The 22,682-nt window shown below is 36.5% G+C and carries 23 protein-coding genes and 1 other annotated feature (1 of these 24 cut by a window edge); of the genes, 22 read left to right on the top strand and 1 reads right to left on the bottom strand.

Annotated features, from left to right (window positions below; translation table 11 throughout):
- Nucleotides 1-9: 9 nt before the first annotated feature.
- Genes B096_RS0103265 through B096_RS0103245 form a run of 5 tightly spaced genes read left to right on the top strand, consistent with a single transcriptional unit; the run spans nucleotide 10 to nucleotide 4,603 of the window.
- The gene (locus B096_RS0103265) at nucleotides 10-741 is read left to right on the top strand and encodes a PP2C family protein-serine/threonine phosphatase (protein ID WP_018579361.1); all 732 of its coding nucleotides are present in this window, start codon (nucleotides 10-12) and stop codon (nucleotides 739-741) included.
- Entirely contained in the window at nucleotides 734-2,515 is a 1,782-nt protein-coding gene (pknB, locus tag B096_RS0103260; protein WP_018579360.1) for a Stk1 family PASTA domain-containing Ser/Thr kinase, read from the top strand. Before B096_RS0103265 ends, pknB begins: the two co-directional genes overlap by 8 nt.
- The gene (gene rsgA, locus B096_RS0103255; protein WP_018579359.1) at nucleotides 2,515-3,369 is read left to right on the top strand and encodes a ribosome small subunit-dependent GTPase A; all 855 of its coding nucleotides are present in this window, start codon (nucleotides 2,515-2,517) and stop codon (nucleotides 3,367-3,369) included. The genes pknB and rsgA overlap by 1 nt, the downstream gene beginning before the upstream one ends.
- Nucleotides 3,366-4,016, top strand: a complete 651-nt coding sequence (gene rpe / locus B096_RS0103250) for a ribulose-phosphate 3-epimerase (RefSeq protein WP_018579358.1) — start codon at nucleotides 3,366-3,368, stop codon at nucleotides 4,014-4,016. The genes rsgA and rpe overlap by 4 nt, the downstream gene beginning before the upstream one ends.
- A complete protein-coding gene (locus B096_RS0103245; RefSeq protein ID WP_018579357.1) occupies nucleotides 4,013-4,603 on the top strand; it encodes a thiamine diphosphokinase in 591 nt (196 codons plus the stop codon). Before rpe ends, B096_RS0103245 begins: the two co-directional genes overlap by 4 nt.
- Nucleotides 4,604-4,636: 33 nt before the next feature.
- Here B096_RS0103245 and rpmB read toward each other — a convergent pair whose 3' ends face one another.
- Entirely contained in the window at nucleotides 4,637-4,828 is a 192-nt protein-coding gene (gene rpmB, locus B096_RS0103240) for a 50S ribosomal protein L28 (protein WP_013853067.1), read from the bottom strand.
- A gap of 202 nt (nucleotides 4,829-5,030) precedes the next feature.
- Between rpmB and B096_RS0103235 the strand changes: the two genes are divergently transcribed.
- The 17 genes from B096_RS0103235 to B096_RS0103155 all read left to right on the top strand — a co-directional run bounded on the left by B096_RS0103235 (nucleotide 5,031) and on the right by B096_RS0103155 (nucleotide 22,466).
- The gene (locus B096_RS0103235; protein WP_018579356.1) at nucleotides 5,031-6,266 is read left to right on the top strand and encodes a cell division protein FtsA; all 1,236 of its coding nucleotides are present in this window, start codon (nucleotides 5,031-5,033) and stop codon (nucleotides 6,264-6,266) included.
- 18 nt (nucleotides 6,267-6,284) lie between these two features.
- Nucleotides 6,285-7,364, top strand: a complete 1,080-nt coding sequence (gene ftsZ, locus B096_RS0103230; RefSeq protein WP_018579355.1) for a cell division protein FtsZ — start codon at nucleotides 6,285-6,287, stop codon at nucleotides 7,362-7,364.
- Nucleotides 7,365-7,475: 111 nt separating this feature from the next.
- Nucleotides 7,476-7,598, top strand: coding sequence for a hypothetical protein (locus B096_RS10215; RefSeq protein ID WP_018579354.1), 123 nt, complete (start codon nucleotides 7,476-7,478; stop codon nucleotides 7,596-7,598).
- A 5-nt stretch (nucleotides 7,599-7,603) separates the two neighbouring features.
- Nucleotides 7,604-8,275: a RadC family protein gene (gene radC, locus B096_RS0103220; RefSeq protein ID WP_018579353.1), complete on the top strand. Its 672-nt coding sequence runs from the start codon at nucleotides 7,604-7,606 to the stop codon at nucleotides 8,273-8,275.
- A 68-nt stretch (nucleotides 8,276-8,343) separates the two neighbouring features.
- Nucleotides 8,344-9,183: a rod shape-determining protein MreC gene (mreC, locus tag B096_RS0103215; protein WP_018579352.1), complete on the top strand. Its 840-nt coding sequence runs from the start codon at nucleotides 8,344-8,346 to the stop codon at nucleotides 9,181-9,183.
- Between the two features lie 2 nt (nucleotides 9,184-9,185).
- Nucleotides 9,186-9,710: a hypothetical protein gene (locus tag B096_RS0103210; RefSeq protein ID WP_244264562.1), complete on the top strand. Its 525-nt coding sequence runs from the start codon at nucleotides 9,186-9,188 to the stop codon at nucleotides 9,708-9,710.
- Nucleotides 9,711-9,732: 22 nt separating this feature from the next.
- Nucleotides 9,733-10,827: an AI-2E family transporter gene (locus B096_RS0103205; protein WP_018579350.1), complete on the top strand. Its 1,095-nt coding sequence runs from the start codon at nucleotides 9,733-9,735 to the stop codon at nucleotides 10,825-10,827.
- Between the two features lie 30 nt (nucleotides 10,828-10,857).
- Entirely contained in the window at nucleotides 10,858-11,820 is a 963-nt protein-coding gene (locus B096_RS0103200; protein WP_018579349.1) for a metal ABC transporter substrate-binding protein, read from the top strand.
- Between the two features lie 36 nt (nucleotides 11,821-11,856).
- Entirely contained in the window at nucleotides 11,857-14,358 is a 2,502-nt protein-coding gene (gene polA / locus B096_RS0103195; RefSeq protein ID WP_026254097.1) for a DNA polymerase I, read from the top strand.
- A gap of 3 nt (nucleotides 14,359-14,361) precedes the next feature.
- Nucleotides 14,362-15,183, top strand: a complete 822-nt coding sequence (gene mutM, locus B096_RS0103190) for a bifunctional DNA-formamidopyrimidine glycosylase/DNA-(apurinic or apyrimidinic site) lyase (protein WP_018579347.1) — start codon at nucleotides 14,362-14,364, stop codon at nucleotides 15,181-15,183.
- Nucleotides 15,180-15,779 (top strand): dephospho-CoA kinase, encoded by a 600-nt coding sequence (coaE, locus tag B096_RS0103185; RefSeq protein ID WP_018579346.1) that lies wholly within the window; start codon nucleotides 15,180-15,182, stop codon nucleotides 15,777-15,779. Before mutM ends, coaE begins: the two co-directional genes overlap by 4 nt.
- The gene (locus B096_RS0103180) at nucleotides 15,767-16,927 is read left to right on the top strand and encodes a DnaD domain protein (RefSeq protein ID WP_018579345.1); all 1,161 of its coding nucleotides are present in this window, start codon (nucleotides 15,767-15,769) and stop codon (nucleotides 16,925-16,927) included. Before coaE ends, B096_RS0103180 begins: the two co-directional genes overlap by 13 nt.
- A complete protein-coding gene (locus tag B096_RS0103175) occupies nucleotides 16,928-17,848 on the top strand; it encodes an ATP-binding protein (RefSeq protein ID WP_018579344.1) in 921 nt (306 codons plus the stop codon).
- Between the two features lie 63 nt (nucleotides 17,849-17,911).
- On the top strand, nucleotides 17,912-18,871 hold the full coding sequence (gene pfkA / locus B096_RS0103170; protein ID WP_018579343.1) for a 6-phosphofructokinase: 960 nt from the start codon (nucleotides 17,912-17,914) through the stop codon (nucleotides 18,869-18,871).
- 13 nt (nucleotides 18,872-18,884) lie between these two features.
- Entirely contained in the window at nucleotides 18,885-20,312 is a 1,428-nt protein-coding gene (gene pyk, locus B096_RS0103165; protein ID WP_018579342.1) for a pyruvate kinase, read from the top strand.
- A gap of 10 nt (nucleotides 20,313-20,322) precedes the next feature.
- Complete coding sequence (locus tag B096_RS0103160; RefSeq protein WP_018579341.1) at nucleotides 20,323-21,237, top strand: ROK family protein; 915 nt, start codon at nucleotides 20,323-20,325, stop codon at nucleotides 21,235-21,237.
- A complete protein-coding gene (locus B096_RS0103155) occupies nucleotides 21,237-22,466 on the top strand; it encodes an aminopeptidase (RefSeq protein ID WP_018579340.1) in 1,230 nt (409 codons plus the stop codon). The genes B096_RS0103160 and B096_RS0103155 overlap by 1 nt, the downstream gene beginning before the upstream one ends.
- A 33-nt stretch (nucleotides 22,467-22,499) precedes the next feature.
- Nucleotides 22,500-22,682 (top strand) — a binding site (T-box leader); it runs 16 nt beyond the window's last position.

The following is a 22,682-nucleotide window of genomic DNA, read 5'->3' as shown; positions in this document are numbered from 1 at the left end:
GGTTTTCGCGTGAAGTATACAAGTATCAGTGAAATCGGATTAATCCGTAAAGAAAATCAAGACTATGTTGCTGTAGTTGAGAACGATAATGCACTTTTAGCTGTTGTCTGTGATGGTATTGGTGGAGCTAACGCAGGATCTGTAGCGAGTCAAATGGTAGTGAAGCTGCTCCGTGAAGCTTTTATGGATAAACGTGAATTTTCAAATTTAAAAGATATCCGTGCATGGTTTGATAAATCAATCACTGCGATCAATCGGACAACATATCATGAGTCGCTTGTGGTGCGCGAATATTCCGGCATGGGAACGACACTTGTAGCGGTTGTCGTGCTCGGTGAGGAGGTAATTGGCTTTAACATTGGTGATAGTCGAATCTATAGTGTTCAAGAAAACCAATTACAATGTTTAAGCCATGACCAAACTTACGCTTATGAAATGTATAAGCGGAATGAGATTTCTAAAGAAGAAATATACAGTCATCCAAAACGGAATATTTTAATGAATGCAGTAGGAATTGATGAAACGGTTGATTTTGAAGTGGTGGAGATTGCTCCTAAATGGGATTATTTATTGCTTTGTTCAGACGGTTTGCATGGTTATGTGCCACAAAAGCATATTGAAGCAACATTTGAAATCCAAGGATTACTTGCGCAACGTAATCATTTAATGGAAATGGCCTATAAAGCAGGTGGATACGATAATGTATCAATAATTTTGCTTGAGGCGGACCGCCATGAATAGCATCATCGGACAGCGCTATCGGATTGTTAAGAAAATTGGTACCGGAGGGATGGCGGATGTCTATTTAGCGTTAGATACCGTTTTAAATCGTGAAGTTGCGCTTAAAATTTTGCGAGGTGATTTATCACATGATCCTGTAGCCTTATTACGATTCCAACGCGAAGCAAATGCTGCCTCCGGCTTAAATCATCCAAGTATTGTAGAAGTTTACGATGTTGGTGAAGACGAAGGTCAACATTATATTGTTATGGAAATGATTCGAGGGACGACATTAAAGCAACTTGTTCATCGTCGTGGTGCCTTGGATAAATATGAATCTGTTGCCATTATGCAGCAACTTGCATCTGCATTACAACACGCTCATAGTGCTCATGTGATTCATCGTGATATTAAACCACAAAATATTCTTGTGAAGGATGATGGAACGGTTAAAATCACTGATTTTGGAATTGCGTTAGCGGGTGATGCCATTCAATTGACCAAATCGGACTCTGTTCTTGGTTCGGTTCATTATATGGCGCCAGAGTGTTCTCGTGGTGAAGGAGCGAGTGAGCAATCGGATGTTTACTCATTAGGGGTTGTATTTTATGAACTCTTGACTGGTGATGTGCCTTACCGTGGTGAAACACCTGTTGAAATTGCGATGAAGCATATGCGCGAACCATTTCCTTCAGTAAAAAAATTCAATCCAACTTTACCAAATTCAATAGCCAATATTATTGCACGTGCGACCCATAAAAATCGTACTCATCGTTATTCAAATATGAAAGAATTTGTTGATGACTTAGATACTTGTTTGTTAGAGTCACGTCAAGAAGAACCTCTATGGGAACCAGCAATGGAAAGTGACGATGGAACAAAACTCATTGAAAAACTTAACGGTGTAACAGAATCAAAACCGAACCACCAACCCACTTCCAAAAAGAAAAAGGGAATGATAATAGGTGCTTCGATTCTCGCTGTTTTAATTGTTGCTTTCAGTATTTGGATGATTTTTGCACCGAAGAAACCTAGTGATGTAGAAATTCCGGATGTTGCAGGGTTAACAGTGGCTGAAGCAAAGGATAAATTAGCAAACCTCGGTCTAAACTATTCACCCGCTTATATCTATGAGATTTCCGATAAGTATGAAGACGGTAAATTAATCGGGACAAAGCCTGAAAAAGGAACCAAAGTTCTTAAGGGCGATCAGATTAAATTAATCGTATCTCAAGGGAAAATATACACGGTTGAGGACTTTTCGGGAAAATCAGTCAATGATGTTAAAGCGATTCTTTCAGATAAGAATATCAATGTTAAGACATCTTCTGAATATTCTTCCACCGTCCCTACTGGACATATTATCCGTCAAGAGGGATTGATGCCAGGTGATAAGATAAAACCTGAACAACGGTATGATATAATTTTAGTTGTTAGTTCAGATAAGGAGCTTGTTTTACCAGGGGATCTTATTGGTAAATCGATAGCAGATGCTCAAACCCAACTTGAGAGTCTAGGTGTCGAAGTTTCTACATCTGAATTACCTACACAAGGCCTGAGTATTTCAGAATTAAATAGTTTAAGTTATGGAACGGTTATTCGTACAAACCCAATGCCAGAAAGTTATTATATTCAAAATTCTGGAAGTTCAGTGACCTTATACTACTACAATGAAAACAGTCGTCCTAAAGATGAAGAAGACGAAGAAGAAAAACCAAAGGAAGATAAACCAAAGGAAGAAAAACCAAGTGACTCCGATGAAGCATTTATTGGAAATCACGACAGGGAGGCTTAATGAAAGAAGCAGTAATTACACGAATTGTATCAAATCGATACTCAGTTTATTTTGACGGCGAATTCATTATAGCGACCGCAATGGGTAAACTGAGATTAGGCGATAAACCGATTGTTGGCGACCATGTACATGTTGAGGAATTGGACGGAAAATGGGTTATTCAAAAGGTACTTGAACGACGGAATCAATTGATTCGTCCACTTGTTGCGAATGTCGATCAAGCACTCATTGTGATGTCAGCTAAGGAACCGGATTTCTCATTCACACTTGTAAATCGATTAATATTTCTTGTGGCACTTCAAAATATAAATCCGATTATTATCGTTTCAAAGGGTGATCTTGCTGACGCTGATTTAAAAAAAGCAATCACAGCAGAATATGAAAATCACGGATATACCGTGATAATGAGCGGACAGGATATTTCTACCGAACCATTAGAAGCTCTTATGAAAAATAAAATTTCAGTCTTGGCTGGACAAAGTGGAGTGGGAAAATCAAGTATCTTAAATCGAATTAGTGACGATCTAGAGCTAAATACGCAAGAAATATCAAAAGCATTAGGTCGTGGTCGTCATACGACACGGCACAATCAAATATATCCGTTGTGTGGCGGATGGATTGCAGATACACCTGGATTTTCATCGTTGGATTTTAGTACGGTAGATCCGATGGAGTTATCGCAATCTGTTCCTGATTTTGTACCTTATATTGGAGGGTGCAAGTATCGCGATTGTATGCATATTCAAGAACCTGGATGCATCATCAAAGAAAAGGTGGAGTCTGGCGAGATCTCAAAACAACGACATCAAGATTATCTTGATTGTTTAACATTAATTAAGGAGGAAACACGATGAATAAAATCGTATCACCATCTTTATTATCCTTAGATTTTAAAGATATGAAAACCCAATTGAAACGCGTAGAAGTAGCAGGGGCAACATGGTTGCACTATGATGTTATGGATGGTGTTTTTGTAGATAATATTAGTTTTGGTCCATCAATTATGAAACAAATTGGTCAAGTTTCGGATTTATTTATGGATGTTCACTTAATGATTGTGAATCCGGAAAAATATTTTAATATGTTTATTGAAAACGGTGCCGATGCGATCACTTTCCATACAGAATGTTATGGCGATCCAACGCAAGGTATTGAAGCGGTTAAGCAACTTAAGAAAAAAGGGATTAAAGCTGGGATAACATTGCGCCCAGGGACGAATTTAGATAAAATTGTTCCCTATCTTAAACATGTTGATCTTGTATTAGTTATGAGCGTTGAGCCAGGATTTGGTGGTCAAGCATTTATACCAGAAATGTTAGAACGCATTAAACTGCTTGATGAGATGCGTCAATTAAATAATTATGAATTCTTAATTTCTGTTGACGGTGGAGTAAATGGCGAAACAGGACCACGTGCACGCGCAGCTGGTGCAGATATTTTAGTAGCGGGTAGTTATGTTTTCGGGGATGATATTGAAAAGGCAGTTTCATCGTTATTATGAAAACTGTAACAATCGTTTTAGGTGAACACAGCGAAGCAATAGTAGGGGATGTTATTGGGGTGGATTATGGTGCATATGTTTGTACTCGTGATCGCGTTCCAATGATGTATGCTTGTGGCGATTTTGATTCTGTAACGGCAGTGCAGCTCAAGGAAATTGAGTTGCACTGTTCGCATATTCAGAAGCTAAATCCAATCAAGGATGAAACAGATTTTACGCATGCTTATCGTCAATGCGATGATTATGACATAATTCGTGTTTTAGGCGGTTTAGGGAGACGTAAAGACCATGAGTTTATCAATATCATGAAAGCGATGAAAGATGACCGTATTGAACTGTATGATGATTTAAACAAAATAAAACGATATGACTCGGGGAGCCATATCGTAGATAAATTAAACTATAAGTATTTTTCAGTGATTGTACTTGCTAAAGGAACTATAACCCTGAACGGATTTAAGTATCCACTTACGCGACGAGAAATATTTCCTTACGATGATTATCTAACTTCAAATGAAATTATTGGTGACAAAGGGGAAATGATTCTCGAAGATGCAAGTGTTATCGTTATTCAAGCATGCGATTAATAATAAAAAAAACGGTGTGAACCGTATTTTTTATTATTTTGCTTGTTGTGCTTTCAATGATTTTAGTGCACGGGCGGAAATACGGACACGAGTTGGTTTTCCATCCACCATAATTGTTGCATTTTGCAAGTTTACATTCCATTTACGACGTGTTGCACGAAGTGAATGTGAACGTTTGTTTCCTGATAGTGTTTTTTTACCGGATACGGAACATACTCTAGGCATACCGTAACCCCCTTTCTTATCTATTTCATAACGCTTGACTATAATATCATATAGATTTTGTTTAATCAAGTATCTCAGAGAAAAATTATCACCAAAAATTCTTGTGTGAAATAACAAGTAAAAATGCACTTAACACACCATCTATCACTTTGCTATTGGACTTTATTATGATATTATGATAATAGCACAAGGAGGTTCGCAGATGGAGAAACAAATAATTGCAGCTTTAGAAATCGCGGATCATGAAGTGCGCTTATTAGTTGGGCAATTTTTCAATGGCCGATTAAATATTTTAAAGGTTGAACGCGTTCCACATCTAGGTGTGGCAGGCTACTCTATCATGAGTGAAACTCATGTGGTAGATTCAATTAAAAAAGCAATTGAAAATGCGTCGCGTAATTTGGGGGTTGTAATTAAGCAAGTATTATTACTTGTTCCAGGCGTCCATATGAAGCGAATCAATAAACAATTGCGCGTACCAATCACTGGGCGTATTTCTGAGAATGATGTAAAAAGAGCATATAAAGAATTATTAAACGTAAAAGCTCCTGAAGGGCATATATTAACTAATGTTTTAATGAGTAAGTATTTTGTGAATGGAAGTTCTACACGTAAATTACCATTAAATGAACGATGTGAGAGTTTAACAATTGAAGCAGATTGCTACTTTGGTAAACAATCCATCATTTTCCCATATGTGTCATGTGTTGAAAAATCAGGATTAAAGATTATTGATATTGTTTTAGACGATATCGGTTACGCAAAAGAAGCTTCGTTATTTGAAGCATCGATTGATAAACCGATTGTTGCTTTAACTTTAGGTGAAAAATTAACTAAACTTTCGTTATTTGATAAAGGGATTTTACTTTCCAATGATTATATTGATCGTGGATTTGATGTCTTTATGAAAAAAATCGAACGAACTTTAAAAGTTCCAACGGATGTTGTACATCGATTGTTATACTTTAATATCGATTTAAATAACGAAAATCCAAAAGATGATCCCATATTTATTTGGTCAACTAAATCAACATCCCATACCTTATCACAGGTAGATCTTATGACTTTAGTTGCAGATGATATCAATAAATTTGTGATCGAAATATGTAACAGTTGTGAACCTATTTTCGAAAATTTGGGGTCACCACGTTTTATTCTAAGTGGCGAAGCCGCTGAGATAGTAGGAATAACAGATATTATTACAAATATAACAGAAGCGGAGGCGGTTACATACCGTTCTACAACATTTGGTGTGAAAGACTACGGTTTAACATCGCTTGTAGGTGCGTTTTACTTTTACAAAGACCAAAGTATATTCCGTGATGTAACACTCTCAAGCGTTGATGAAGATGAGTTTAAACGAGTTGTGTTACAATATGAAAAAGATGAAGATGACTCGATAACTCAAAAACTAAAGAGCATGTTCTTTGAACGTTAAATGGAGGAGTGAACAAATATGGATGCGAATTTTGAACAAGTAGCAAGAATTAAAGTAATTGGTGTTGGTGGTGCAGGATGTAATGCTGTAAACCGCATGGTTGATGAAGGCATGAAGGGTGTCGAATTTTACGTAGCAAATACAGATTTACAAGTCCTAAATTGCTCACCTGTAGTAAACAGAATTGAATTAGGTCGTGAAGTAACAAAAGGGTTGGGCGCTGGAGCGAATCCTGAAATGGGACGTAAAGCTGCCGTTGAAAGTGAAAATGAAATTCGTGAAGCGGTTAAAGACGCCGACATGGTATTCGTTACAGCAGGTCTAGGCGGTGGTACTGGTACTGGGGCATCTCCACTTGTAGCGAAAATTGCGCAAGAAGAAGGTGCATTGGTAGTTGGTATTGTAACGAAGCCATTTACATTTGAAGGTCGTCGCCGTTCAAATCAAGCGATGGCTGGTTTAGAGGAATTGAAATCGTATGTTGATTCACTAATTATCGTAAGCAACAACCAATTGCTTGAGGTTATTGGCCGAATTCCATTCCAGGAAGCATTTAAAGAGGCTGATAATGTGTTGAGACAAGGTGTTCAAACCATTACAGATCTGATTGCAGTCCCTGCAATGATTAACCTTGACTTTGCGGACGTACGTTCGGTAATGGCAGGCCAAGGGAGTGCGTTGATTGGTATTGGTATGTCACAAGGCGAAAACAAATCAATTGAAGCGGCTCAAAAAGCAATTACATCTCCATTGCTTGAAGCTCAAATTGATGGTGCTCGTAATGCGATTGTTAACGTTACAGGGGGCGACTCTATTTCAATCCAAGATGCGTCAGAAGCGGTTGACTATATTCGTGATGCAGCAGGAAATGATATTGATATCATTTTTGGAGTTGCTATTAATGAAAATATAGGAGATTCCATCATTGTAACAGTTATTGCGACAGGATTTGATGGCGCAGAGGAACCTGCACCTGAGGTTCATGTGACCCGTGCAGCAGCAGAAGCAAGACCAGCTTATCAAACATCCCATAACAATCAAGAAGAACGTCGCTCAGAGAACAATAATGATATTCCAGAATTCTTTAAAACGCGATAGATCTAATTTATAAATATTTATCAAACATAAAATTATCCAAAGAAAGAACTTTGTTCTTTCTTTTTTTATGAAGATAAACGCGAGATACATAACTAGTAGCGGGGGTGATTTATGCTTTCGTTATATCTAGCTGGATTGATTGTGGCAATCGGGATTGCGGCAGTTTATAAAATACTGACAAGTCGTAGTGGTAGTTTGTCCTATGGTAAAGCAAAGGTTCAATGGGGTCGTTAATTTGAATGAATGACATCTATCTACCGCGTGAAAAAATGTTGGCGTTTGGACCAGAAAAATTAAGCGATGCGGAACTGGTTGCAATTTTACTACGGACCGGAACCTGTAATAAAAATGTGGTTGATTTGGCAACGGAGGTCCTGAATCTTATTGGAGGCATTCATCAATTGACGCAAATTAATTACGATCAATTAGCTGAAATAAAAGGTATGAAACAAGCGAAATGTAGTACTTTGTTAGCGGTCCATGAATTGTTGTGTAGAATCTTAACACCACAGCCTGGTGAGAAAATCCAACTCCACTCATTTGAAAAAGTTTTGCGGTGGTTAAATCTTGAAATTGGATTTGAAGAACAAGAATTATTTATGGTTCTTTTTCTATCCAACCAAAATAAGCTGATTACGCACCAACGATTATTTAAAGGTACCGTAGATAAAAGTCTGGTACACCCAAGAGATGTATTTAGAGAAGCAGTCCGTTGTAATGCTTCACGCATTGTTTTGGTTCACAACCATCCAGGACAATCGCTCACTCCAAGCAGTGCTGATTTGCAAATAACCGGAGCATTAATAGAGGCTGGATTATTGATTGGAATTGAAGTCATTGATCATATCATCGTTACTGCGACGAATTCGATTTCTTTGCGCCAACTGCAACCGGTTTTATTCGGAGAATAGGGGGTAAAACCCTTATTCTTTTATTTGTAAAAAGTTCAATTTGTAAGTATAATAAAGAAGGTGATTAAATGAAACGAAAGAATAGTTTTAGACGTGTACTTATATATTTATTAACAGCAGTTATTGTTTGTCTTTTTGGAATGGGTTTTATTAAAAAATCGTCTTTCTATGAATCGTCAGATCGTAATTTCTTTAGTTTCGTTTCGATGGTACGTTATGGACTTATCGATTATCCAATTGAAACGGTAAGTAACGTAGTTAAAGACACATCCACTATGTGGGATGTAAGACATGAAAATGATAAACTTCGCACTCAACTTGAAACATCTCATCACTGGCAAACACGCATGAATGAGCTTGAAAGTGAAGTAGCGGAATTAAAAGCCTTAAATGAATTAAATTCTGTGTATTCTGAGTATACACAAGTGAATGCTACGGTCAAAAATCGTTCTTCTGAAAAATGGGATTCTGTTATTACAATTGATAAAGGTAGTGATGATGGCATCGAAGTTGGTGATGGTGTAGTAGCACCAAAAGGTATTGTGGGCAAAGTGCTTAGCGTTGATAAAAATCAGTCATTGGTTGCGTTGCTTATTGCAAACGATGAGAACTCAAATGCAACAGTTCAAATTGAGGTTTCCAAAGGGAATTATGTTCAAGGGATTTTGAATTCATATGATCATGAAAGAAAACTGTTTTCTGTAGTATTACTTGAGTCTACCTCAACCATTGCGGCTGATATGCCTGTTTCGACAGCAAGTATCAGTAGTGTATATCCAAGTGGTTTATTTGTGGGGAAGGTTGATTCTGTAAAAAATGTTGCCGATAGTGTAGGTGTTTTAGTTTACGTAAAACCAGCTGTTGATTATAATAATCTGAAATATGTTTCGGTGGTGAAAAAAGCATGAGAATGATTCGATGGATGCATTTTTTGTACATATTGGTCTTATTAGTTTTAGATTCTATTTTTAATTCCATATTTATGCAACTGGGACTGACATCGATAACGTTTGTAAGCAGTCTGCACTTTCTCGGACTAATGCTGTTGACGCAAAATGATTCTCCGACAGAATCAATTGTGAAGGCAGTTTTGCTTGGTGTTTGGATGGACTTGTGTCATATCGGTTCCTTTCCTCTGTTTTTTGTAAGCTATTCTGTGACGATTGCAATTTTAAGGGTGTGGGATCGTTATATTGGAACATCAACATTAGAATTCTTAGTGTTAGCTGTAATCGGCCTTTTTATTAAAGAAATGTTAATTTTTGGAATGCTACCTTTAGTTAAAGGTGTGTCATATAGTTTAATTACTTTTATTAGTACCCGGACATTATGGGTCATTATTGGTAATTTGATTCTGCTACCAATCGCAATGACGCTTTATAAATGGATGCATCGCTTGATAATGCAACGCGTTCAGAATTTATATATGCGTTAATAAAGTAGAGGGAGATATTTAAATGAATATATTTCAACGCATTCAAAAATTTTTTGATGATCATTTTAGTTGGAAACAATTAGTACCTTTTCTATTGTTTTTATTAAGTGTGTTTTTATTGATGAAAACATGGACGGTTTGGCAACATGCGTTTGATCTGTTGAAACGGATACTCTTGCCATTCATTATTGGGTTTGCTCTGGCATATATTGTAAGACCCATCGCAGTTTTCTTTGAAAAATATAATATTAAGCGTGCAATAAGTGTACCGATTACGTTAGTCTTATTTGTAGTACTAATTGTATTGTTGTTTTCTTCGATAATTCCATCACTTTATACAGATATTTCACAATTGATTGGAAACAGTATGGATGGAATCCAACAGCTATATAATTACTATAAGGAAATCAATCATAATAATCCTGCACCATGGGCCGATGATATTTTCAAACAAATTATGGGGATGCTTAATGGTTTAGTTGGACAGATTCCAACCCTACCTGCAGCTGCATCTCAATTCGTGTCAAAGATTTTATCAACTGTAACTACGGGTATTTTCTCGTTTATTATTGGTATGTATTTTGTGTTTGATTACGAAAATTTCACAGGAAGTGTACTTCGAATTGCGAATAAAGTCTCACCTAAATTAGGAAATTCGTTAATTGTTATTGATAAGGCAGTGAGTCGTTACCTTGGAACACTTGTCGTTATTATGACCATTACATGTATTGAATACAGTTTGCTCTATTTAGCTGTTGGACATAATTATGCTTTTGTTCTTGGTGTGCTAACTGCACTCGGGTTGCTCATTCCTTACATTGGGCCGACTGTTGTCCACGTTTTAGGTATCTTAACGGCACTAACATTACCTTTACCACGTGTTATTATCTTAACTGTAGGATTGGTTATTCTTTCCAATGTGGATGGTTATGTTGTTTCACCGATGGTTTATTCAAAGCGTGATAAAATAGAGCCATTATGGTCTCTGTTTGCATTCTTTGCTTCAAGTGTTTTATTCGGTTTTGTAGGAATATTAATTTCGATGCCTTTATATTTCTCAATGCGAGCGTTATTTAATTTAAGAAAGAATAATTGGGTAATACCTGAAGAAAATTAGTGTATAATAATATGTGAAAAGAGGTTATGTATGAAACGATGGATGAGTAGAGTATTAGTTTTAGTTATCATACTGGGTACTTTGTCAGGCTGTGTTCCTAGAAGTAGGAATGTAATTGTGACGAACTATCCAATTCAATTTTTAGTTGAACGTCTTGCGGGTGAACGTGTAAATGTTCAACGCATTGATACAGGTGTGATTCCTCAACAAGCAACAGTGAAAGAAGACTTTCAAGAAATCATTAAAAAAGCTGATACAATTTTTTATATTAATGAATTGCAACCATACTGGCAGCTCTATCTTGATGACCTTCAAAATTCAAAATTACAGATGATTGATTTATCAGAGCGATCGATGCTTTATCCATTTAAACGATATACCAATGTCGTGGTAGACGGACAATCTCATGCGATTGAGTCTGAGTATTATGAATCGGATGCGTTTGCAGCTGTGGATCAATATGACAAGGATCCTTTCTTGTGGATGGATCCATTGGCTATGACATCAATGGCACGTACAATCAAAGATTGGTTGGTTCAAACTTATCCTGATGAAGAAGCATATTTTGATGAACAATTTGAGACGTTAGAGGTTGAGTTGACGGGACTCCAAGCACAATATCAACTTTTAAGAGATTCTGAAAAAGGGATTAAATTTGTTTCAATGACACCATCATTTGGTAACTGGCAAAAAAGTTATAATATTGGGGTTTATCCAGCAACTTTATCCAAGTATGGCGTGTTACCGGATGAAGAAATGCTGAACGCAATTCGCGCTCGAATTGCCAAAGATGGGGTTCAATACATCGTATATGAAGAGAATATGCCCGAAGAATACATAAAACTTTTTACCCAATTAAAAACAGAGTTTAATTTAACGCAAATTGAATTAAGCAATCTTTATAATCTAACGGATAAAGATATCGAAGCGAATTATGATTACATCGCGAAAATGAGACTTAATCTAGAAACCCTTGAGACGATTGCTAAGTAATCCCAAGGGTTTTACTTATTTAGAAAGTAGGAAGACATGAATAAATTATTATTAATAGATGGAAACTCAATGCTATTTAGAGCATATTACGGAACACTTTCCAGGGGTTATATGAAGTCCAATTCGGGCGTAGTGACGAATGCGGTCTATGGATTTTCAACAATGCTCAACAAAGCGATTGAAATTATTAATCCAACGCATATCTTGGTTGCGTTTGATACAAAAGATAAAACATTTAGACACAAAATGTTTGACGATTATAAGGGGACGCGAAAAGAGGTAGACGAGGAACTCATTTCTCAGTTTTCATTAGTTCGAGAGTTTCTTGACGCTTATCCAATTAAACGCTTTGAATTAAGTGGTTTTGAGGCTGATGATATAATTGGAACCATGTCACGAATGTATCCTGACTCCAAAATTGAAATTCTTACCAGCGATCGTGATATGTTACAACTAATTGATGACAATGTTGATGTTCTTCTCATGAAGAAAGGGCTGACGGATTTACGGCTCATGAATAAGGCGGGGCTTATGGAAGAAATGGGAATTGTTCCGAGTCAAATCGTTGATATGAAAGCTCTAATGGGTGATTCGAGTGATAATATACCGGGTGTCCCATCAATTGGCGAAAAAACGGCGCTTAAACTTCTAGGCCAATACAATACTTTTGATAATCTTTACGCACACAAAGATGAGATAAAAGGAAAGATGGGGGAGAAAATTCGTGAATTTGAAGATCAAGCACGAATGTCCTATCAACTTGCTGAGATTTACACCTCAGTTCCTTTAGATATCGAATTAGACTCAATAAAATATGAAATTCCAAATGATACACTTAATGCTTTTTATCGAAAATATGATATGAATTCTTTAATTACTGAGGATTATGATGTCGAATTTGTAGAGAAAAAAAATATTGTTTTTGTTGAACTAGATCGTTCATGGGTAGATCAAGAAGTTGCTTTTTCGCTTGATATTGATAAAAAGGGTACTCTTGTGGGATGTTATATTTCAAATGGAGTGGAAAACGTTTATTTAAGTTACGCTGAAATGCTAGTCAATCCGATCTTTAAGGATATGATGGCATCACCACAAGAAAAAGTAATTGATTCTTCAAAATCTTTATATCGTTTTTGTCTCGAAAATAATTTTAAAATCAATAAACCGTTTGATGATTTATTATTATTGGCTTTTATTGTTAATTCTTCGACTACGACAATGGAACGATTTAAAGATGAATTTGCACTGTGGTTTCACGAATATGAGGGACTAGAAAAAGGTGCAGCATTCGCTCAAAATATACTAACTCAATTCCGTTTGCTTAAAGAACAAGCACTAGCGTTGGATGTCGTATCTGTGTATGAGGATATTGAAAAACCTTTAGTTCCCATCCTTGCTAAGTGTGAATTTAAAGGGATTAACGTCGATCGTAGCGTGCTTGATGATATTGCTGAGTCAACACATCAAAAAATCGAGGTCTTGAGTAATCAAGTATATGAACTTGCAGGTATGTCCTTTAATCTAAATTCACCGAAGCAACTCGCTGAAGTCTTGTTTGACCATTTAAAATTACCCACGAAAAAGAAACGGTCGACAGCTGTAGATGTACTTGAGGGTTTAGTTGATGAGCATGAAATTATTGCTCCGATTTTAGAATATCGAAAATATCAAAAACTCTATAGTACCTATGCAGTTGGATTGACGAAACATATCCATGCAGATGGAAAGATTCATACTACCTTTAATCAACATGCAACTCAAACGGGACGTTTATCATCGAGCGATCCAAACTTACAAAATATATCAGTTCGTGATGAAGAAACGCGAATGATCCGTAAAGCTTTTGTAGCATCTGAAGGTTGTACCTTAATGTCAATTGATTATTCTCAAATTGAACTTCGAGTACTTTCTTATCTTGCAGATGAACAACGAATGATGGAAGCATTTAATGGTGGACATGATATTCACGCCGAAACGGCCAAAGCTATATTTGGGGTGGATGAAATTACCAGCACTATGCGACGTCAAGCCAAGAGTGTAAATTTTGGTATCGTTTATGGAATGTCAGAATATGGACTTTCTAAACAATTGGATATTACGATTCCTGAAGCACGTCATTTTATTAATCGATATAATGAAATTTATCCCAATATTACGAAATATATGGACTCTGTTGTTGAAGATTGTATACGAGATGGTTATGTTAAAACACTTTTTAATCGTCGCCGATATATTCCTGAAATTTATGATAAAAATAGAGCGGTTAAAGATTTTGGAAAACGTGCTGCTATGAATGCACCAATCCAGGGTACTGCAGCCGATATCATAAAAATTGCGATGCTTAAAGCAGATGAACTTCTAGAAGCAAATAATTTTAAATCTTCGATGATTTTACAAGTACATGATGAACTTGTGTTTGATGTTTATGATGATGAACTTGAAAAACTTCAAGAATTAATGGTTTCAGTTATGGAACATATTGTTTCGTGGCCTATAGATTTGAAGGTATCAGTAGATACAGGTAAGGATTGGTATTAAAGCATGCCGGAATTACCAGAAGTAGAAACGATTATACGCACTTTAGAAAAATCACTCATGGGTAAGATAATTACAAACATTAATTTTATTTATCCCATGTTGCTTGAAACACAGTCTGAATTTCCTTTAGAATCACTAGTTGGCCACCGATTCATAGGTTTTCACCGCCGTGGGAAGTATTTGTGGTTTGAAATGAGTGGTGGTTTGCATTGGATTATGCATTTACGCATGGAGGGGAAATTCTATCTCTATGATCATGAAGTTGAACCGACAAAACATACACATTGCGTGATCACCTATGATGGCGGCTGCATTCATTACTTGGATACACGAAAGTTTTCAAGAATGGCGATTGTTTCAAGTCCACTCGATTACCTTGAGACAAAAAAATTAGGACTCGAACCCTTTGATTCAAATTTGAATGGTGCGTACCTTTATTCGAAAATTCATCATTCCAAACGCGCGATAAAGAATATTTTGTTGGATCAGTCTCTGATAGCCGGTATTGGAAATATTTATGCTGATGAAATTTTATATGAAGCCCAGATTCATCCGTTAACAATAGGTTCCAAAATCACCAAGTTGCAAGCACAGAGTCTCGTTGATATTACTCGTTCTATTCTAAAGCATGCTATTGAGGCAGGGGGTACGACCATTCGTTCATACACCTCGTCATTAAATGTTACGGGACGTTTTCAAATCAATCTAAAAGCATACGGACAAGCAGGCAAGCCCTGTGAACGCTGCGGTACAGCAATGACGCGAATTAATGTTGGTGGACGTGGTACGGTTTTTTGTGAACAATGTCAGAAGGTGAAGCGATGAAAATAGGAATTACAGGAACCATAGGTGCAGGAAAATCGAGTTTCAGTAACTATCTTCGCAAATGTGGATATCAAGTTTACGATATGGATAAGGTGACACATTCTTTTTATGAACCTCAAGGCGTCCTTTATTCTTTTGTAATTGATTTATTGGGAGATGAAGTGCTGAATGCAGATACTACCCTAAATCGTCAAGTAATGTCTGATATTCTTTTTAGGAATCAAGAATTGCTTACTCATTTGGAAAAACGAGTATTCCCTGAAGTAGCCACTTATATTGAAAAAGTAGATACACGTCCAGATGAATTAGTTTTTTTTGAAGTTCCGCTTCTTTTTGAAGCAAAAATGGAATCACTTTTTGATGTAATTGTTATGGTAAGTGCAAATCTTGATATTCGTTTAAAACGCCTTCAGAATCGTGGCATGAACCCTGATGATGTAAAACGTCGAATCAAACGACAATATTCGGAACAGGTAAAAGAAGAAAAATCGGATTTTATCATATATAATAATGATACGTTAGATGCGTTATATAATAAGATGGATGGATTATTGATCCAAATTCAAAAAGGAGGATGTAGCCAATGCAAGAAGTAATATTGAAAACTGATGTGAATTTTCAAATGGCTCCAGATCAAATGGAGTCTTTGGTGCTTTTATATCAGCCACTCTTTTCATATCCTGCATTAAGTTTATATTTGACACTTTATGAATATGGTCGATATGAGACTGAAATTCAAGTAAGGGATTTGACCCATATGCTTCAAATTAACACAACCGATTTGAAACATTATCGTATTGAATTAGAACGATTTGCGCTTGTGCGCACATTTGACACGGGTGCATTGACACTTGTTTTGGTTCCGCCGCTTTGTCCGCATGATTTTTTACAACATCCAACATTTGGCCGTTTATTTGCAATTGTTAAAGGAAATGAGCAGTTTATTGGGCATTGTACACGTTATCGGAAAAATACTGTTACAACACCGGATAATGAAATCTCTGCAAGTTTTGATTTAAGTCGTTTATCGACATGGGATGAATCGCTTGAAGCAACCTATAATACCGAACGTGATGAGAGCACAAGTATAGACCGCAAACACAAATTTGATGTTGAGGCGTTCTTTAAGTCCATTAGTTATGTAATGTATCCTCATGAGTTTCGCACCGCAGATGTAAAAGAAAAAGTTGGTGTTTTTGGTTCGTTTTATAATTTGAACTACTCGGATATGAAATCAGTTTTGATGGCATCGACGAATTTTGATACAGGAGACTTTGATGCGAAAAAATTTCAATATTTAATTGAAAAAAATCATGGAACACAAACCGTTGAGAGTGTATCGGACCCTTATGAATTAGATCCAGTTAGCTTTTTGGCTTACAAACAAGAACATACTTATATCATTGACGCAGATCGTAAGCTTTTGAAATCATTGGAGCATAATTTTGGTTTCGATAATAAAGTGATAAACGTTCTTGTTGAATATATCCTGGAAACAAATGATAAGAATCTTAATCGGGGTTTTGTTGAAAAAATTGCATCATCTTGGAAACGCCGTGGTGTAAAATCGTTGGAAGATGCTCTTAAAGAACGTGATACTCCAATTAAGACTGCAAGCAAAAATTCGCCTAAACCGAGGGTTGAGGTTGCTGCTCCAACTTATTCGACAGATACTGCAATTGATAAAGATGTTGATGCTTTGAAATCTCGATTAAAAGGGATGCTAAGTAAAGGAGAGATTTAGATGAGTTTACGTAATCTTAAATTCGAACTAACGGAAGAACAAATTCAAAAGCGCTTAGAAACTTATGAACGCTTACGGACACTTCCAGAAATTATTGATTTTATTGAACGCTATCATTGTCCAGAATCAATCATAGAAGAGAATGCATTTCAGTTTAAAAATTGGGTAATTAATAAACGTAAGGCTGAATCGTACAGTGCTAAAGAGCTTGAACAAGATCCAACCTTGGGACAATATGTTGATTTGATGTACGATGACGCAACAGGAATATTATCAGAACAATTTTTTGAATTACCTATCGTTCGCGAAATTGCAGAAGAAAATGCATATTTAAATCAATATGTGATCTTTGATTTACCGTTGAGTCTACACAACGCTCTATTTTCAAAAATCTCAATTGAAAATGAGAACCCTAATTATTTAGGTGTGTTAGAAGATATGATTAATTTCGTAGAAAATGATAAACCTGGATACTATCTCTATGGTAATTTAGGGATCGGGAAGAGTTATTTGAGTGCCTGTGTTGCTAATGATTTTGCAAAAAGTGGAAGAAATGTCGCGTTCATTCATGTTCCTAAATTAATGAGTCATTTAAAGCAATTATTTACACATCCGTCAGAGATGGAATATACGTTAAGAAGGCTAAGAAATGTACCTTTGCTTGTTCTTGATGATCTTGGGGCAGAACCCATTACTTCATGGAGTCGGGATGAAATTTTGCTGTCAATTCTAAATGAGCGGTTAGAAAATAAGAAAAAGACAATTATTACAAGTAATTACAGTCCGGATATGCTCGTTGATCTCTATAAATTGGATAATAAAGGGACTTCAGATGAGATTCGGGCAAAAAGATTGGTAGATCGTATACACGCTTTAACAATCCCTTACGAAATGGTAGGACAAAATCGACGAAACAAGTAATTTAACAACATTTTGTAGAGAAATAGCAATAAAATAGTGGTATGATTACAAGAGAGGTGAATTATGAAGAAGATTGGCATATTAACTTCAGGAGGCGATGCTCCAGGCATGAACGCAGCAATTCGTGCAGTTGTACGTTCCGGTATTTCAGCCGGACTTGAAGTGTTTGGTGTTTTTGATGGATACGAGGGATTGGTTAACGATAATATTCGTAAATTAAGCCGTGGTGACGTTAGTGACATTATTATTCAGGGGGGTACAATTTTAGGGAGTGCACGTCTTGAAGACTTTAAACTTCTAGAAGTTCGTGAAAAAGCAGTTGCGAATTTAGAGAAGCATGGTATTGAAGGTTTGGTTGTCATAGGTGGAGATGGAAGTTACCGAGGTGCAATGGCACTTACAGAGATGGGGATTAACTGTATTGGTATTCCAGGAACCATTGACAATGATATTGCGTCAACTGATTACACGATTGGTTTTGACACTGCTTTGAATACAGTTATTCTAAACGTTGATAAACTTCGTGATACTTCGAGTTCACACCATCGATGTTCCGTCGTGGAAGTAATGGGTAATCGATGTGGTGATCTAGCGCTTTATGCAGGTTTAACTACAGGTGCAGAAGTAATTATTACAAAAGAGACTGGTTATGATGAATCTGAGGTTTTGGAACGCTTAAGAAAATTTGAAGAAGTTAAGAAAAAACGTCATGCTATTGTAATTATCAGTGAAAAAATCACTGATGTAGAACTTTTAGCTCAGAAGATTTCAAGACATACTGGTTTTTCCGGTCGTTCAACCGTATTGGGACATATTCAACGCGGAGGATCACCGACAGCTCGAGATCGTATTTTAGCAACACAGTTTGGCGATAAGGCAGTAAGACTGCTTATTGCAGGTGATGGCGGTAAATGCGTCAGCATCTTAAATGAGGAAATAGTAGCAATCGATATTGATGACGCATTAAAAATGCCGAAAAAATCAAGTAGAGCGCTGTTTGAATTACATGACAGATTGGTATAGGAGGATAAACAATATGCATGAAATGAAAAAAACAAAGATTATTTGTACTATCGGACCCGCTTCCGAATCACCTGAGATGATTGAAAAGCTCGCAAATGAGGGAATGAATATCGTTCGATTTAACTTCTCACATGATGTTCAAGAAAACCACTTACGTCGTATGAACGTTGTGCGCGAAGTAAGTGACCGTATCGGAATCAACCTTGGAATCTTATTAGATACAAAAGGTCCAGAAATTCGTTGTGGTGATATGGAAAATGGTGCTTTAGAATTTGCTGAAGGTGATATTGTTCGCGTTGGTTTTGACGCTGATTACTTAGGTAATAACGAACGCTTCACATTATTAGTTCCTGAAGTCTATGAAGATGTTAAAGTGAATGATTACCTACTTATTGATGATGGTAAAATGAAATTAACTGTTATTGATAAAAAAGACGGCGATTTAGTATGCCGTATTGAAAATCCAGGTCTTATCAAAACACGTAAAGGGGTTAACGTACCAAATGTTGTATTGAGTATGCCATTCCTTTCAGAAAAAGATGCAGCTGACATTACGTTTGGTGCAAATAACGGTATTGACTACATTGCTGCATCATTTGTAAGACGTCCACAAGATGTTTTAGATATTCGTAAAGTGATTGAAGCAGCCGGAAAACCAGATATTCAAATTATCGTTAAAATTGAAAATCAAGAAGGATTCGATAATATCGAAAGCATTCTTGAAGTTGCAGATGGTGTTATGGTCGCTCGTGGTGATTTAGGTGTTGAAGTAAGTACACACTTAGTACCAATTTATCAAAAGCAAATTATTAAAACTGCAAACAGAATGGGTAAACCAGTCGTTACAGCAACACATATGCTTGAATCAATGCAACAAAATCCACGTCCTACACGTGCAGAAGCAAGTGATGTTGCAAATGCAATTCTTGATGGAACAGACGCAATCATGCTTTCTGGAGAATCTGCTGTTGGAGCTTATCCAGTTGAAGCAGTTCGAACAATGGCTGAAATCGCAATCGCAATGGAAGAAATCATTCCTTACCGTGATCGTTTACGTCATTCAATTAAATCTTCAAAACGTACCATCCAAGATTCAATCGGGATTTCAATTGCTGAAACAGCATTGAACCTTGATGATGTTGCTGCTGTTATTGCATTTACACAAAGTGGTTCAACTGCAAAACGTATTTCAAAATATCGTCCTAATGTTCCAGTTATCGCAGTTACATTTACAAAAGAAGTACAAAACCGTCTTGAAATCGTTTGGGGTGTAAAACCAGTTGTTTCAGATATTCGAAATGAAATGACAAACGATGATGAAATTGCAAATACTATTGCCAAAAACTTTGGAATTGAAACAGGTAAAAAGGTAATTATTGCAGCTGGATACCCTACGGGTACAGGTAATACAAACACAATGAAAATTATTGAAATTAAATAAGGAGATTGTTATGAATAAATATATCGGAGTTGATTTAGGCGGTACAAATGTACGAGTAGCTGTTATTGATGAAGATGGAAAAATTCATGAGCAAGTAAAGAGTGAATCATACGCACTTGAGGGACCGGAAATTGTTTTAGATAATATTATCGAAATGATAAAAAGCTTAAAACAATATGACGAATGTGTTGGGATTGGACTGGGTTTACCCGGTCCTGTCAACACGGAACTTGGGTGCGTAACCTTATCTACAAATATGAAAGGGTTTACGAAGTATCCAGTTATTGATTATCTTAAAAAATCAATAGACTTACCAATATATATGGATAATGATGCTAATGTTGCAGGACTTGCTGAAGCCCTCGTCGGAGCGGGAAAAGGCAATAATGTTGTGTATTACCTTACTCACTCAACGGGAATAGGGGGAGCACTTGTTTTTAATGGACAAGTAGTTTCAGGTCATAAAGGATATGCTGGTGAAGTTGGAAATATTGTAATTGATCGTGAACGCGTCCGTCGTTCAGATATTAACACTCTAAATGCTGGAGCAGTTGAAAATGAAGCAAGTGGTTCAGCGATGATACGTAAAGCTCAAGAATTAATCGATCCGAAAATTGAATCGGCTGAAGAAATATTCTCACTCATGGCGGCAGGAAATGAACAAGCGATCCAACTCATTGATGAGATGTCTTATGATTTTGCAATGATGTTGTCTTCGATTGCACATGTCTGTGATCCTCATATTTTTGTTATTGGCGGCGGTGTTACGAAGTCAAAAGATTTGTATTGGGATCGTATGATTGGTTATTATCAAGATTTAGTGCACGAACAGATGAGAGATACTCAATTTGTTGAAGCACAACTTGATGAACCCGGTGTAATTGGTGCTGCTATGTTGTGTTACTCGAAAGAAGGTCACAAATAATGAATGATTTACTTAAAAAATATGCGAAATTAGCTGTTTGTTCGGGTGTCAATGTACAAAAAGGACAGACGGTTTTAGTGAATGTAAAGGCAGAACATTATGAGTTTGCACGCCTTATTGTTGAAGAAGCGTATGCCGCGGGTGCGAAAAAAGTTGTCGTTAAATTTGGCGACGACCATATTGCTAAAATGCACGTCGTAAACCAAGATATTGAAACACTAACCGATATCCCTCAATGGCTTGTCGATGAATATGACAGTTATTTAGATGAAGACTTATGTCGTTTATCTATTTACGCACCATCACCAGGACTAATGGCGGATGTTGACGGCGAAAAATTAGCTGCTCAAGCTAAAGCACAAGGACAAGCACTAAAACGCATGAGAGAATATACAATGGCAAATCGTGGTCAATGGTCTCTTGTTTCATTACCCACAAAAGAATGGGCACATGTAGTATTTCCAGATTTAGATGTTAATGAAGCATACGATAAATTACTCGAATCGATTCTATATGCCGTGCGTATTAATGAAAATGATGATCCTGTACTTGCATGGGAGCAACATAACGCTAAGTTGTCTCACCAAAACAAAGTTCTCAATGACTATAACTTCAAATCATTACACTTTAAAAACAATAAAGGTACTGATATCGTTGTTGGACTCGTTGACGATCATATTTGGGCAGGTGGCGAAGAAATCTCTGAACGTGGTTACACATTTAATCCAAATATGCCAACCGAAGAATCTTTTACAATGCCAGATCGTCTAAACGTTAATGGAATCGTCTATAGCACAAAACCTTTGAATTATAATGGTAAATTAATTGATGAATTTTGGTTGAAGTTTGTAGATGGAAAAGTTGTTGATTTTGATGCAAAACAGGAACGTGAAACATTAGAACAACTCTTAAATACAGATGAAGGAAGTCGTCATATCGGTGAAATTGCACTTATTTCACACGAGTCTCCTATATCTGATTTAAATATTCTATTTTACAATACATTATTCGATGAAAATGCTTCATGCCATATGGCATTAGGCCGTGCATATCCAATGAATGTTAAAGGTGGAACAGAAATGACCGAAGAAGAATTGCTTGCCCATAATGCAAACGACTCTCTCAATCATGAAGACTTTATGTTCGGAAGTGAAGATATGAGTGTTATCGGTTTGACACATGACAATGAATCAATTGTTGTATTTAAAGACGGTAATTTTGCAATTTAGTTGAAATTTCTGTTGTATTGATGTATAAATATAATATAAACAGTGAAGAGGACAAAAATACGTTGTTTTGAATAGAGAGTGAAGTGGTTGGTGAAAACTTCTCGTAGAATATGCGTATTTACCACCTCAGAGTTGGATTTTAGAAAAAATCCCGTATTCTGGCGTTAACAGTTTAAGAGCACAATTTTTTAATTGTGAATTAAAGGTGGTACCGCG

Origin of the sequence: Erysipelothrix tonsillarum DSM 14972 (assembly GCF_000373785.1) — a bacterium.
GTDB lineage: Bacteria > Bacillota_I > Bacilli_A > Erysipelotrichales > Erysipelotrichaceae > Erysipelothrix > Erysipelothrix tonsillarum.
The sequence above is the reverse complement of the archived record's forward strand: the minus strand, read 5'-3'. Positions and strand labels throughout refer to the sequence as shown.